The organism is Streptomyces sp. NPDC088147, assembly GCF_044741565.1.
Lineage (GTDB): Bacteria > Actinomycetota > Actinomycetes > Streptomycetales > Streptomycetaceae > Streptomyces.
On the sequence record NZ_JBIUSY010000008.1, the window covers coordinates 38499 to 51867 of the forward strand.

Consider the following 13369-nt stretch of genomic DNA (forward strand, 5'->3'; position numbering starts at 1 on the left):
CAGCTTCACCGTGCGGCGGTACCGCGCTGGGAGGATGACATGGCGACCCTGCTGTCAGTCAACGTGGGACTGCCGACGGACGTGCCCTGGCAGGGCAGAACGGTGCACACGGGAGCGTGGAAGTATCCCGTCGGCGGCCCTCGGATGGTGCGCCGCCTCAATATCGACGGAGACGGCCAGGGCGACCTTCAGGGCCACGGCGGGGAGCAGAGGGCCGTCCTCGTCTACCAGACGCAGTCCTACGCGTACTGGCGCAAGGTTCTTGAGCGTGACGATCTCGACTTCGGCCAGTTCGGGGAGAACTTCACCGTCGACGGGCTCGCGGACGACGAGGTGTGCATCGGCGACCGATACCTCATCGGCGGAGCCGAATTCGAGGTCACCCAGCCACGTGTCACCTGTTACCGGGTCGGCATGCGGCTCAACGAACCACGCATGGCCTCCCTGCTGGTCGCCCACCACCGCCCCGGCTTCTACCTCCGTGTCATCACCGAGGGCGAGGTCCGGGCGGGAGACCCGATCACCAGGACCCGCACCGGCAAGGGAGCGCTCAGCGTCGCCGACATCGATGCCCTTCTCTACCTCCCGGGGGCCGATCCGGACAAGCTGCGTGCCGCCCTGAACATCGAGGCGCTCAGCCCCGGATGGCAGCAGTCCTTCCGGGAGATGAGCCGTCGGCTCGACCAGCCGCCCGGACCCGCGCCCGTCGCACCGGGGTGGAGGGGCTTCAAGCGGCTGCGCGTGAGCCAGGTCGTCCACGAGACCCCGGTGGTCTCCTCGTTCTACCTGCGGTCCGCGGACTCCCAGCCGCTGCCCACCGCCATGCCCGGCCAGTATCTGAGCCTGCGGATCCCGAGAGAGGGCCAACCCGCTCTGGTGCGTTCGTATTCGCTGTCCTCCGCTCCCGATGCCACCGAGTACCGGATCAGCGTCAAACGCGAGGAACGCGGCGCGGCGAGCACGTACCTCCACACTCATCTGAACAGAGGCGATGTCATCGAAGCGGCCGCCCCGCGCGGGGCGTTCGTGCTGGCCGATGAACGCACACCCGTGGCGCTGTTCTCGGCGGGCATCGGCGTCACCCCCGTTCTGGCGATGCTGCATCAACTGGCCCGCGAACACAGCCCCCGTGCCGTGTGGTGGGTGCACACCGCCCACGACCCCGGACAGCACGCCTTCGCGGAGGAAGCCCGGCGACTGGTCGCACGGCTGCCCCACGCCCGTTCCTTCATCTACTACACCGCCCCGGATGACACCGTCTCGGATCACGCCGTCCCGGATCACACGGTCCCGCATCACACCGTCCCGGATCCCGGGGCCACCGGGGGGCCGTGTGTCATCCACGGACGCATGACCAGCGGAGCCGTCCGGGAACTGGGCGTGCCCACCGACGCGCACGCCTACCTGTGCGGTCCCACGGGCTTCATGTCGGACGTGACCTCCGCTCTCCAGCTGGCGGGGCTGAGCGGCTCGAACATCCACACCGAAGTCTTCGGAGCGCTGACCGCCATCAACCCCGGCGTCACCTCGCCGGGCGCCGCCGGACGTCCTCATCAGCCGCCCGGACCCCAAGGCACGGGGCCCTCCGTCACCTTCGCCCGCAGTGGACTGTCCACCCACTGGTCGGACCAGTACGCGACGCTGCTGGAGCTGGCGGAGGGATGCGACATCCCGACGCGCTGGTCCTGCCGTACCGGGGTGTGCCACACGTGCACCACTCCCCTGCTCACCGGCCAGGTCCAGTACACGACGCAACCCCTGGAGGATCCCGAGCCGGGTGAAGTGCTGCCGTGTTGCAGCATCCCCACCACCGATGTGCTTCTCGACCTGTGAGGTGACGGGCCCGGACCCAGCCGGACCCAGCCGGACCGAGTCGGGCCGGACCACCGGATCACCGGATCACCGGACCGCGAACAGCCACGAACCGTTCACAGCAATCCTGGAGGTTGGAATGAACAGCGTTGTGCATCACCGCACCACCACCGTCAACGGCATGGATGTCTTCTACCGGGAGGCCGGAGACCCGCGGGCACCGGCACTCGTCCTGCTGCACGGCTTCCCTGCCAGCTCGCACATGTTCCGCGATCTGATTCCCGCCCTCGCCGACACCTACCGCGTCATCGCGCCCGACATGATCGGATTCGGGCAGTCGGCCATGCCGGCGGTCGACGAGTTCGACTACACCTTCGACACGCTCACCGACGTGACCGCCGGGCTGCTGGAGCAGCTCGGTGTCGACCGGTTCGCGGTCTACGTGCACGACTATGGGGCGCCCGTCGCCTGGCGGCTCGCCACGCGGTCTCCGGGGAGCATCACGGCGATCATCACGCAGAGCGGCAACGCCTACACCGACGGGTTCGTCAAGACGTTCTGGGACGGGCTGTTCGCCTACGCCGAGAACCCGACGCCCGAGACCGAAGCCCCCCTCCGCGGTGTCCTGACCCTCGAACTGACCCGCTGGCAGTACCTGAACGGGGTAGCGGATCCGAGCCTCGTCAGCCCGGACACCTGGACCATCGACCAATCGCTGCTCGACCGACCGGGCAACGACGCCATTCAGCTCGCGCTGTTCCGCGACTATCCGTCCAACGTCGCTCTCTACCCCCCGTTGCAGCAGTACTTCCGCGACAGCCAGGTGCCGCTGCTGGCCGTCTGGGGAGCCAACGACGAGATCTTCGGTCCCGACGGAGCCCACGCCTTCCTGCGCGACCTGCCGGAGGCGGAGATCCACCTGCTGGAGTCCGGGCACTTCGCCCTGGAAAGCCATCTGGGGGAGATCACCGACCGTATCCGCACGTTCCTCGCCCGCGTCATCTCCTGACCCGCAGGTGTCGGACACGAGGCAGCGGGTCCGGAACACGTGCGGCGCCGGACCGGGGCCGGGGGTCCCAGCTGCCGGAAGATCCTGGGCGCCACCGGCTTGACCTTTCCGCAGCGTCAACTTCTACCGTCGAAGACACGGGCCGGAGAGACCGGCCACGAGAGCGGGACGGAACGCGCTATGACCTGGTCGATCGCAGAAGTCGCCCGGATGTCCGGGGTCACCTCGCGGACCCTGCGGCACTACGACGAGATCGGCCTGCTCACCCCCGACCACGTCGGGGCGAACGGCTACCGCTACTACGAGGTGGACCAACTGCTGCGGCTGCAGCAGATCCTGATCCTGCGCAGACTCGACCTCGGGCTGCCGCGGATCGCCGAGGTCCTCGACCGGCAGACCGACCCGGTCGAGGCGTTGCGTGGTCACCTCAAGCGGCTGCTCGTCGAGCAGGACCGGCTCGGCGCGGTCATCGCGACGGTCACGCGCACCGTCTCCGAGCTCGAAACGACGCAAGGAGGGCCTTCCATGGCCGCCATCAACCGTGCCGAGAACCTGTTCGAGGGTTTCGACTCCACGCAGTACGACGCCGAGGCGCGCGAACGCTGGCCGCGGAACTACGACAAGGCCCAGGAGTTCGCCGCGACGCTGACACCGGAGGACACCGAACGGCTACAGAAGGAGGGGACGGCGGCGATGATCCGGATGGCCGAGTTCCTGGTCGCCGGTGTCCCGGCGGACGACCCGGCCGTTCTGGACGAGGTCGACCGGCAGTACCGCTGGCTCTGCAACTTCTGGACCCCCGACGCGGCGGCCTACCGGAACCTCGGCCAGATGTATGTCGACGACGAGCGGTTCACGGTGACCTACGAGCGGGTCACGCCGGGCCTGGCCGTGTACCAGCGCGACGCCATGGCCGCCTACGCCGATGCCCGGCTGAGCCAGTAGCCAGAACCGGTACCGGTGACGAACAACCCGCCGGGTGACGACGGCCTACCCGCGGGCCGCCGTCACCCGGCGAACGTCCGCGCCCAGGCAGTGGTGTTCGCCCTCACGCCGTGGTCGGCGTCGTACAGGGCTCTGCGGTGGGGTGCCCGTGGCCGGTGGCACGCCGAAACTCAATAGTCACCGGGACCGGCTCCGCATACGTTCGATGGCATGGCTGACGAGTGCTTCGGGGATCCACGGCTCGCCGCGATCTATGACCCGCTCGACCCCGCCCGCGGTGATCTCGACGCATATGTGCGGATCGCGGACGAGTTCGGGGCGCGCCGAGTGCTGGACATCGGTTGCGGGACAGGGGTGTTCGCCCTCCTCCTGGCCGATCGCGGGATCGAGGTCGTCGGCGTCGATCCCGCCCGGGCGTCCATCGATGTCGCGCGGGCCAAACCGGGCAGCGAGCGAGCCCGTTGGATCTGCGGTGACGCGACAGCCCTTCCGTCTCTACGGGTTGACCTCGCGACGATGACGGCGAACGTCGCCCAGGCCATCGTCGATCCGCCGACCTGGCGGAAGACGCTGCGGGGAGCCTACGACGCGCTGCGGCCCGGCGGGCACCTCGTGTTCGAGACCCGGGATCCGGCGCGACGCGCCTGGGAGGAGTGGAACAGCCGGAGCTCTTACCGCGTGACGGAGATTCCAGGATTCGGCGCCGTCGAGAGCTGGATCGAGCTGATCGAGATGCGCCGGCCGCTGGTGACATTCCGTGGGACTTACGTGTTCGCCGAGGACGGCCAGGTGCTGACGTCGGATTCGACGCTGCGCTTCCGTGAGCGACAGGAAGTGGAGAGGGACCTGACCGCTCACGGCTATGTGGTGGAGGACGTTCGCGACGCGCCCGACCGGCCGGGCCGGGAGTTCGTCTTCGTCGCGCGACGTCCGGGGGCCGGTGGCCCGCGACGTCCGGGGGCCGATGGCGCCCTTTCGTCCTATCCTGGCTGAAGGGGGCCAACAGTGCCAGGGAGCCGCCATGGCCACGACCAGATGGTTCTTCGAGCCCAGCCATACCGGTGCGGAGTTCCGCGCCAGGCACATGATGATCACCTACGTGCGCGGGCAGCTCAAGAACGTGCACGGCTTGCTGGAGGTCGATCCCGACGAGCCGGAGAAGGCCCGCGTCGAGGCGACGATCGACGCGACCCAGGTGTACACCGGTCAGCCCGAGCGGGACGCCCACTTGCGCAGTGCCGACTTCTTCGATGTCGAGCACCATCCGACGTGGACATTCGCCGGGTCGAGCGTGCGTCAGGTGAGTGCGACCGAGTTCGAGATCACCGGAGATCTCACCGTACGTGGGGTGAGGCGCTCCGTCACCTTCGACGTCAGCTATTTGGGACAGTGGGACACCCCGTGGTGGGAGGCCGGCCGCGACCTCGGCCCGAGGCGCCGCGCCGGTTTCCTCGCAACCACCCGCGTCAATCGCCATGACTTCAATGTGAGCTGGAACGACGTGGTCGACCGGGGCGGAGTGGTCGTCAGCGCCATGGTCGACGTCGTGGTGGACATCGAAGCCGTGCTCGAAGCCGACGAAACGGCCGTCTGAGCGCGGCCACGACGACGGCCGCTCAGTGCGGGCGGAGGGGTGGTCGGCATCTCTTCCGCGTGCTCATCAGCCGCGAGGGTTCCTCGCCAGGGCCGGTGCGTCGTCATAATCGTGTGGCGTGCGAACAGCTGCGTTTATACAGTCCCTCCGTGTCTGAGCCGCAGCTGCTTCGTCCCGATCATGCCCCGGCGCTCCTCGCCTTCGAGCGGGAGAACCGGGCCTACTTCGCAGCGTCCATTCCTGATCGAGGCGAGGAGTACTTCACCCGGTTCGATGAGCGACACCGCGGCCTGCTCGCCGAGCAGGAGGCCGGGGTCTGCTATTTCCACCTGCTGATCGGCGCTGCGGGCGAAGTGCTGGGGCGGGTCAACCTGGTGGACGTGGCGGATGGTGCCGCCGAGCTCGGGTACCGGATCGCGGAGCGGGCCGCGGGTCGGGGGCTGGCCACCTCGGCCGTGCGGGCGGTGTGCGGCCTTGCCGCCGACAGGTACGGGTTGACCTCCCTGCGGGCCGCCACCACCCTCGACAACGCGGCGTCCCGAGCGGTGCTGGCCCGCACGGGGTTCACCGTCACCGGCGAGACGCGGCTCTCGGGTCGCCCCGGCCTGACGTATCGTCGAAGCCTTGAGGATCTCTCCGGCACGCGTGCCGATGTGAACCGCCCCTGATCGGCTCCGGGTTGACAGGTTCCGTGCCGTGGTGACAGGGGCTTGGTCCGCAGGCCGAAGCGCACACGTGACCTGCCGTCGGAGCGATGCCGTCAGGACGACGGCGCGGCGGAGTCTCCGCCGAGGCCGGCCGGCGGCCGGGGCTTTGAAGGGCCACCGTCGTAGGGCAGCCCGGTCCGCGCCGCCAGTCCCGCGATCAGAAGCTCCAGCCCGTAGTGGAACTCGACATCGTGATCGCTCGTGGCGAGGTAGGGCGCGACGTCGGCGAGGAGAGGGGCGCCCGTGCTCGTGATGGCGTCGACGCGCTGCTGGATCTCGTCCGGATCCGTGGTGCCCAGGTGGAGGGCGTAACCCAGCTCGCGCATGAGCGTGCCGACGATGAAGGCGGTATAGCTGCGCAGTACGTGGACCATCTCCTCGGGCGAGAGGCCGAGTCCGGTGATGGTGGCCAGGGTTGAACCGATGGCTTCGAGGGCTGCGGGCGACTGGGTCGGCCTGGTCAGTACCAGAGGGAATGCCTTGGGGTGGCGCTGGGCGGCGGCGCGGAACGCGGCGGCATGTGCCCGGATACGGTCCTGCCAGGCGCCATTGACATCGCCGCCGCCGGTGTCAGTGCTGCTGCCGGTGTCGGGATCACTGTCGGGGCCGGGGTCGGTGTCGGGGTCGCTGTCGGTGCGGGGGAATTCGATCCGGGCGAGCAGTACCTCGGCCACACCGTCCAGCAAGGCGTCCTTGTTGGGCACGTGGCTGTAGAGCGACATGTTCTCGATATCGAGTTCGGCGGCCAGTTTCCTCAGGGAGAAGGAGTCGGGTCCGTCACGGTCGATCATCGTCACGGCCGCGTCGATCACCTTGTCCCGCGTCAGACCGAGTCGCCTGCCCCGGCCGGTGCCTCGAACCGTCATCCGTGGTCCTCCCTCGCTCGCGGCGGCTTCCGGCCACAAGAACTCGCCATGTACTTGACATCACTTGCGGCGCAAGTCTAGCGTCACGGTCCCGAACGAAAAGACGTGCACCGCACGTCAGTTGGAACCCGCACAAGCCCTCCGGCGACCGGTCCCGAACCGACCCGGGGCTCCTTCCCCCACCCCCACAGCATGGCCGAGCAGAAGCCGGAACGATCATGATCACCGAAGAAGTGCGCGCGGCGCGTCAGAAGCTCGTCCTCGATCACTTTCACGACGAGGTCCGCCAGGAGTGGGACGACGTCCTGTCGACGTTCCCGCATCCCCACTACGAGCTGATCTCCACGATGACCGTTCATGACGGCGACCGTGCCGTCCGCGGTTACTACCACGACACCCGCGTCGCCTTCCCCGACCAGGATCACGAGATCATCGCCCTGCGCCACAGCGACGACGCCGTGATCGTCGAGTTCTGGCTGCTCGGCACCCACCGTGGCCCCCTCGGCGCCGTTCCGCCCACGGGCAGCCGCTTCCGGGTGCGTATGACGGCGTACTTCATCTTCGACGAACACGAGCAACTGGTCTGCGAGCGCGTCTACTTCGACACCCTCACCATGCTCCGGCAGCTCATCGGCGGCCTGAACATGAAGAACCCCAGGAACTGGATTCTGGCCGCGCGCTGCGTCAAGGGCCTTCTGAAGATGTCCGGCGGCGAGCCCCACCCCTCCCTCGTGAACACCGCGCCTGCCGCCCTCGCCGGCTGAGTCGGCCCCGCGGTCCCCACCCCCAAGGAACCCCGCCCGTGAAGGTCCACCACCTCAACTGCGGAACCATGCGGTACCTCACCAGCCACCTGGTCTGTCACGTGCTGCTCATCGAGACCGGCACCGGCCTCGTTCTCGTGGACACCGGCTACGGACTCGACGACATCGCCGAACCCGCGCGGCGCGTTGGCCCGGCCCGCCACATCGTCAGACCCGCGTTCGCCCCGGAGGAAACCGCCGTCCGCCAGGTCGAGGGACTCGGCTTCCGCCGGGAAGACGTACGCGACATCCTCATCACCCACTTCGACGCCGACCACATCGGCGGCCTGTCGGACTTCCCGCACGCCACCGTCCATGTCACGGCGGCCGAAAGACTCGGGTCGATGATCTCGCCCTCGCGGCGCGAGAGGATCCGCTACCGCTCGGCCCAATGGGCGCACCACCCGAAGATCGTCGAGCACAGCCCGCGCGGCGAACCCTGGCAAGGCTTCCCCGCGGCCGAGGAACTCGTGGACATCGCCCCCGGTATCGTCCTGATCTCCCTCCCCGGCCACACCCGCGGACACGCCTGCTTCGCGGTCGACACCGGCACCCGCTGGCTCCTCCACGCGGGCGACGCCTTCTACCACCCCGGCACCATCGACGGCCGCTCCCCCGTACCCGCGGCCCTGCGCGCCATGGAAAACCTGGTCGCGTTCGACCTGAGAAAGGTCCGGGACAACCACGCCCGCCTCGCGGAGCTGCATCAGCGCGCGGACCCCGGCCTGGCCATCATCTGCGCCCACGACCCGACCCTCTACGCCACGATGCGCGCCGACGGCTGACCTCGTACGGAAGCACCCGGCGAGGCCGGGGCCGCGGGTCACCGTGCTTTCCGGACCACGAGCCATCCGCTTCTATGGCCGAGCTGTCGCGGCAACATCGCCGAAGACCTTTTCGGCCCCGATCCGCCGTATGCGTTCGGTGCCCCATTCTCCCAAGGAGGCAAGGGCGGCGTTGAGCGAGACACCGTGCTCCGTCAAGGAGTACTCGACCTTCGGTGGCACCTCGCGGTACACCTCACGATGCACGAGCCCGTCCTCTTCCATCTCCCGCAGATGTTGAATCAGCATCTTCTCGCTGACACCCGGCAGACCGCGTCGAAGCTCGGCGAACCGGCGGGTCCCGTAGTGGTGCAGCTCCCAGAGGATGAGCGACTTCCACTTGCCGGCGACGACGTCCATCGCCGCGTCGATGCCACAGAAATAGGGACCACGTCGCGCTGACTTTGCCATCCGCCCCCCAAGAGGTACTTACTCACGGGTGAGTACCCGACTAATTAGTCCGTACTGGTCAACTCTACTGGCTGCGGAGAGGATCGAGCCGAAGGACAGACACGAGGGAGAGCGCCAAGAAATGACAACTGACAACAGCGTCCAGGTGAGTGTTCTCGGGCTGGGGGCCATGGGCAGCGCTCTCGCGGGCGCCCTGGTGAAGGCCGGATACGCGACCACATGCTGGAACCGCTCACCGGGGAAGGCGGACGATCTCGTCGCGCAGGGCGCCAAGACCGCCGACACGGCCGGTGACGCGGTCCGGGCCGGCCGATTGGTGATCGTATGTCTGCTGGACCACGCGTCGGTCCATGAGGTGCTCGATCCGCTCTCCGATGAGCTGGCCGGACGAATCCTGGTCAACGTGACCACGACCTCCCCCGATCAGTCACGGGAGTTGGCCCGCTGGGCCGCCCGCGCCGGGATCGTGTATCTGGACGGCGGCATCATGGCCGTACCGCACATGATCGGCCAGCCTGGGGCGTCGATCCTCTACAGCGGTTCGGCCGATGCCTTCCATCAGTACAAGCCGCTGCTCGACCTGTGGGGAACCAGTACCTATTTCGGTGAGGATGCCGGGCTGGCGTCCCTGTACGATCTCGCCCTGCTCGCGGGCATGTACGTCATGTTCGCCGGATTCATGCACGGCGCCGCCATGGTCGCGCCGGCCGGCGTGACGGCGGGCGAGTTCGCTGCCAAGGCCATACCGTGGCTGACCGCCATGACCGGCTCCTTCCAGGAATTCGCCGCGGTCATCGACGGCGGCGACTACACCGTCGAAGGGCAACAGAGCCTCCACTTCTCCAACCTCGGTGACCTCCTGGCCGCCAGTTCCGACCAGGGCATCAGCACCGAGGTGGTCGCCATGGTCCAGCGGCTCGTCCAACGCCAGATCGATGCGGGCCATGGAGAGGAAGGCTTCGCCCGAATCATCGAGAGCATCAGGCAACCGGGCTGACCACTCCTCACGGACCCCGCTCGGCCTCACATCCGGGATCTCAGCACGTCGACCTCACAACCCGGCGCGAACGGGTCGAAGCCGTGCCCGGTCAGCCAGCGAACCGCCAGCAGGCTTCGCAATGACCACCACGCGTGGATCACGTCGAGGTCGACGTCGGTGCCATAGCCGGCGACGACGTCGTCGAGATGCTCCTCGTGTCCGAGCGTGAAGGTGGCGAGGTCGTACAGGGCATCACCCTGGCCCGCCTCGGACCAGTCGATGATGCCCGTGACCTCGTCGCCGTCGACGAAGACGTGCGCGATCTGCAGGTCGCCGTGCGTGAACGCCGGAGTCCACGGCCGGAGCGCGGCCTCGGCGACCTGGCGGTTGCGGGTGACCAGGTCGGCGGGCAGCAGGCCGTTCGTCACGAGCAACTCGCACTCGTCGTCGAGTTCCGCCGCCAGTGCGACGATGCTCCGGCCGGCCCCGCCGGAGCGGGGCGGCAGCGGCGCGTCGTGCAGCTTCCGGATGGCGGCGCCCGCCGCGGCCCACGCCGCCGACGACCCGGTCGACGGCCCGCCGAGGCGCCCAAGCGTCACCCCCGGGACCGCGGCGATCGCGAGCACGGGCGGCTTGCGCCACAGGACCTCCGGGGTCGGGACCGGCGCCAGGGCCATCGCCTCGACCTCGACGTCGATGCGCGCCTGATCGGCGTCCACCTTCAGGAACACATCGCCGACGCGCAGGGTCGCGCGCTCGGAATGGGCGACAACGACTGTGACCTCATCCATGGGCGACCAGTATCCCGGGGACGACCGTCCGCGTCGCCGGGATTATCGCGTGCGCACGCGCGGCTGACCTGAGAACTCGCGGGGACGGGCGTGGGACATGGTCGTCTGGTGGGGCGGTCGTGCCGGTGGTGAGTGGTCACGGCGCGGCGGATGCGACTGCGTAGGGCGATGATGGCATCGGCGAAGTCGAAGAAGGCGTTGATGACGCTGGTGCGGTGTGCATAGCGGCGTACCCGGCGGTGGAACGCGTTCTGCCAGGCGTGCGTGTGCTCTACGTGCCGACGTTGGGTGGCCTGGGCCGGAGAGTCGGGGCAGCAGGTCGGGCGAAGCCCGGCGCCGCCCGCCCCGGGCCGGGCCCTCGCCGCCCCCTCACCCTCACGGGCCGCAACGCGCGCACGTCATGGGTGTGCGTGGGTGTCATGAGTGCCTGTACTCATGCATGCGGACCCCCCTTGTCTCATACTGTCTGTTACATGACAAACCTTGGGGAGGGGCAGGCGTGATGCGTGCGAGGAACATGGTGATCGCGGCGATGGTGGCCGCGTTCGGCCTGACGGGAGCGGGAGTCGTGCCCGCCGCGGCGGCCGGAGGTCTTCTTCCTCACCCCGGGCCGGAGGGTCTGGTGTGGGTGGAGGAGATGACGGGAGACGGTGGAGTCGCGTCGGGGGGCGCGTGGGAAGGATTGCCGACCGTGCTCACCGTTGCCTGTGAGGGCGGAGGCAGTGTGGTGGTGACGATGGACTCACAGCAGCTGCGAGTCGCCGAGTTCACGGTGGACTGCCCTGCCGGCAGTGCGGGCGTGGGCTCGGTGACCATGGATGCGGGTGTCGTACAGCGGGGATCCTTCACCGTGGGGATCGATGCCTCCCAGGAAAGCATCCGGTGGGCCCTGACGGTGACACAGCCCGAATAGATATCCCCACGGCCCCCACCCCAGCCGTCGCTGCCGGCCCGCCGTCGGACCCACGGGTGTGCCATGCACGGCGTGGCACACCCGGTGACACGCCGCCCGGACCTGGACCGCCCCGTCACCGCCGGGCTTCGATCATGGCGGGCCGGTGGAGCGTCCAGGCCGGCGGCGTGCTCGGCGAGAGTCCGGTCGACGTCTCGCGCGTCGTGCTCGACCGCGCCCACGCGCGGGCAGGGAACCGGGGCACACACGAACACCCCCGTGGAGGTACCCATGCCCCGCCGCGCCTTGGTCCTCGGAGCGACCGGACAGATCGGCCGTGCCACCGTCGGACGGCTCGCCGCCGACGGGTGGCGGGTGGACGCGGTCAGCAGAGGCAGCCGGCCGCGAGTCCGCTGGCCCGCCGAGTGGGAGGTCCGTACCCATCATCTCGACCGGGCGGACGACGCGGCCCTGCGCCGGCTGGTGGGCACCGGCTGCGACCTCCTGGTGGACTGCCTCGCGTACACCTCTCGTGACGCCGTCCAACTGGTCTCCCTCGGCGACGGAGTGGGGGCAGCCGTCGTCATCTCGACCTGCATGGTCTACCGGGGCCCGGAAGGCGGGAACTTCGGAGGCGACGTCGGCGCCTACCCCGCGCTGCCGGTACCGGTCCGCGAGGACCAGCCCTGCCTCTCCCCCGACGACCACACCTACGCGGGCGGCAAGGCGGCGGTGGAGCAGGTGCTCCTGGAACGCGCACCCTTCCCGGTGACCGTGCTGCGGCCCGGCATGGTCCACGGACCACACTCCGCCACCCCCAGGGAGTGGTACTTCGTGAAGCGAGCGCTCGACCGCAGGCCGGTACGGCTGCTGGCGTACGGCGGAGCCGCGGGGTGTCATCCATCGGCCACCCCCAACCTGGCGGAGCTGGTGCGGGCGGCCGCCGCGCGGCCCCACGGCCCGCGCGTGTTCAACGCCGGCGATCCAGGTCCCCCGACGGTGCGGGAGATGGCGGCGGCCGTCGACGCGGCCCTCGGCCGCACCAGCGAGGCCTACCTGTTGGACGGCGGCGGGGCGCCGGGGCTGGGGCGGACCCCCTGGTCCCTGAACCACCCCTTGGTGATGGACATGGCCCGCGCGGAGCGGGAGTTGGGGTACCGGCCGGTGTGCGACTACGCCGCCTCGCTCCCCGAGACGGTGCTCTGGCTCCGCGACCGGGTACGGTCGGCCGACTGGCCCGTGGCGTTTCCCGCCCTCGCCCGGCGATGGGGGCGTGGTGCCTTCGCCTACGCGGCGGAGGACCGGGCGGTCAAGGCCGGGCAGGTGCGCGGGGTGCCGCTGATCGCCGCCGGGCAGACCTGAGGAAATGCCGCCGTCCCGTCGGCCGCGTCCTCGGTTCCGGCCCTTTTCCCGGAGCACCTCGCGGCGGGAACGGCGCTGTTGCGGACCGGGGCGCGACGGCCGTGCGCGGTGGTCCGGGCCGGTGACCAGTGGCCGAGTGGGCTCGTCCCGTATCCCCGCTTTCGGTCGGTGTGCCGGGCAAGCCTGATTTCGGCCCTCGTGGCATCGGCCGGTTAGAGCACGGCCCTGCCCGGTCTCTCTGGCGGTCCAGCGGCGCGTCCGCCAACTATGGTTCCCGGCCGGTGCTTCCCTCCGACGACGGCGGGCCGGTGAGCTGAAGGGAGTCTCCGATGAACGAGGAAATCGAGCAGGTCGAGGAGATGGACGAGGCGGAA

General features: G+C 69.2%; 14 protein-coding genes and 1 pseudogene. 11 read left to right on the forward strand and 4 right to left on the reverse strand.

Annotation, left to right across the window (positions count from 1 at the left end):
- The first annotated feature begins 39 nt into the window (after nt 1-39).
- From ACIOGX_RS26465 to ACIOGX_RS26490, 6 genes are all read left to right on the forward strand, one after another.
- Nucleotides 40-1833 carry an MOSC domain-containing protein gene (locus ACIOGX_RS26465; RefSeq protein WP_401916788.1) on the forward strand — a complete coding sequence of 598 codons (1794 nt, stop codon included), beginning with the start codon at nt 40-42 and terminating at the stop codon, nt 1831-1833.
- Nucleotides 1834-1951: 118 nt separating this feature from the next.
- Nucleotides 1952-2821, forward strand: coding sequence for an alpha/beta fold hydrolase (locus ACIOGX_RS26470; RefSeq protein ID WP_401916791.1), 870 nt, complete (start codon nt 1952-1954; stop codon nt 2819-2821).
- Nucleotides 2822-3001: 180 nt separating this feature from the next.
- Nucleotides 3002-3766 (forward strand): MerR family transcriptional regulator, encoded by a 765-nt coding sequence (locus ACIOGX_RS26475; protein ID WP_401916794.1) that lies wholly within the window; start codon nt 3002-3004, stop codon nt 3764-3766.
- Nucleotides 3767-3976: 210 nt separating this feature from the next.
- Entirely contained in the window at nt 3977-4759 is a 783-nt protein-coding gene (locus tag ACIOGX_RS26480) for a class I SAM-dependent methyltransferase (protein WP_401916797.1), read from the forward strand.
- Nucleotides 4760-4787: 28 nt separating this feature from the next.
- The gene (locus ACIOGX_RS26485) at nt 4788-5360 is read left to right on the forward strand and encodes a YceI family protein (protein ID WP_401916800.1); all 573 of its coding nucleotides are present in this window, start codon (nt 4788-4790) and stop codon (nt 5358-5360) included.
- 149 nt (nt 5361-5509) lie between these two features.
- Nucleotides 5510-6028, forward strand: a complete 519-nt coding sequence (locus tag ACIOGX_RS26490; RefSeq protein WP_401916803.1) for a GNAT family N-acetyltransferase — start codon at nt 5510-5512, stop codon at nt 6026-6028.
- Between the two features lie 92 nt (nt 6029-6120).
- On the opposite strand, the gene ACIOGX_RS26495 is transcribed toward ACIOGX_RS26490, so the two are convergent.
- On the reverse strand, nt 6121-6933 hold the full coding sequence (locus ACIOGX_RS26495; RefSeq protein WP_401916806.1) for a TetR/AcrR family transcriptional regulator C-terminal domain-containing protein: 813 nt from the start codon (nt 6931-6933) through the stop codon (nt 6121-6123).
- A gap of 218 nt (nt 6934-7151) precedes the next feature.
- Between ACIOGX_RS26495 and ACIOGX_RS26500 the strand changes: the two genes are divergently transcribed.
- Nucleotides 7152-7697 carry an ester cyclase gene (locus ACIOGX_RS26500; protein WP_401916809.1) on the forward strand — a complete coding sequence of 182 codons (546 nt, stop codon included), beginning with the start codon at nt 7152-7154 and terminating at the stop codon, nt 7695-7697.
- 38 nt (nt 7698-7735) lie between these two features.
- Nucleotides 7736-8521, forward strand: a complete 786-nt coding sequence (locus tag ACIOGX_RS26505; protein ID WP_401916811.1) for an MBL fold metallo-hydrolase — start codon at nt 7736-7738, stop codon at nt 8519-8521.
- Between the two features lie 72 nt (nt 8522-8593).
- On the opposite strand, the gene ACIOGX_RS26510 is transcribed toward ACIOGX_RS26505, so the two are convergent.
- Nucleotides 8594-8971, reverse strand: a complete 378-nt coding sequence (locus tag ACIOGX_RS26510; RefSeq protein ID WP_356513681.1) for a helix-turn-helix domain-containing protein — start codon at nt 8969-8971, stop codon at nt 8594-8596.
- Nucleotides 8972-9092: 121 nt separating this feature from the next.
- On the opposite strand from ACIOGX_RS26510, the gene ACIOGX_RS26515 reads away from it, so the two are divergent.
- Nucleotides 9093-9968, forward strand: coding sequence for an NAD(P)-dependent oxidoreductase (locus ACIOGX_RS26515; RefSeq protein ID WP_401916815.1), 876 nt, complete (start codon nt 9093-9095; stop codon nt 9966-9968).
- Between the two features lie 26 nt (nt 9969-9994).
- Here ACIOGX_RS26515 and ACIOGX_RS26520 read toward each other — a convergent pair whose 3' ends face one another.
- A complete protein-coding gene (locus ACIOGX_RS26520) occupies nt 9995-10741 on the reverse strand; it encodes a phosphotransferase family protein (RefSeq protein ID WP_401916818.1) in 747 nt (248 codons plus the stop codon).
- Nucleotides 10742-10839: 98 nt separating this feature from the next.
- Nucleotides 10840-11046, reverse strand: a pseudogene (locus ACIOGX_RS26525) (IS5/IS1182 family transposase); the annotation flags it as partial.
- A 197-nt stretch (nt 11047-11243) separates the two neighbouring features.
- On the opposite strand from ACIOGX_RS26525, the gene ACIOGX_RS26530 reads away from it, so the two are divergent.
- A complete protein-coding gene (locus ACIOGX_RS26530) occupies nt 11244-11654 on the forward strand; it encodes a hypothetical protein (RefSeq protein ID WP_383964232.1) in 411 nt (136 codons plus the stop codon).
- A 270-nt stretch (nt 11655-11924) separates the two neighbouring features.
- A complete protein-coding gene (locus ACIOGX_RS26535; protein WP_401916821.1) occupies nt 11925-12995 on the forward strand; it encodes an NAD-dependent epimerase/dehydratase family protein in 1071 nt (356 codons plus the stop codon).
- Nucleotides 12996-13369: the final 374 nt, after the last annotated feature.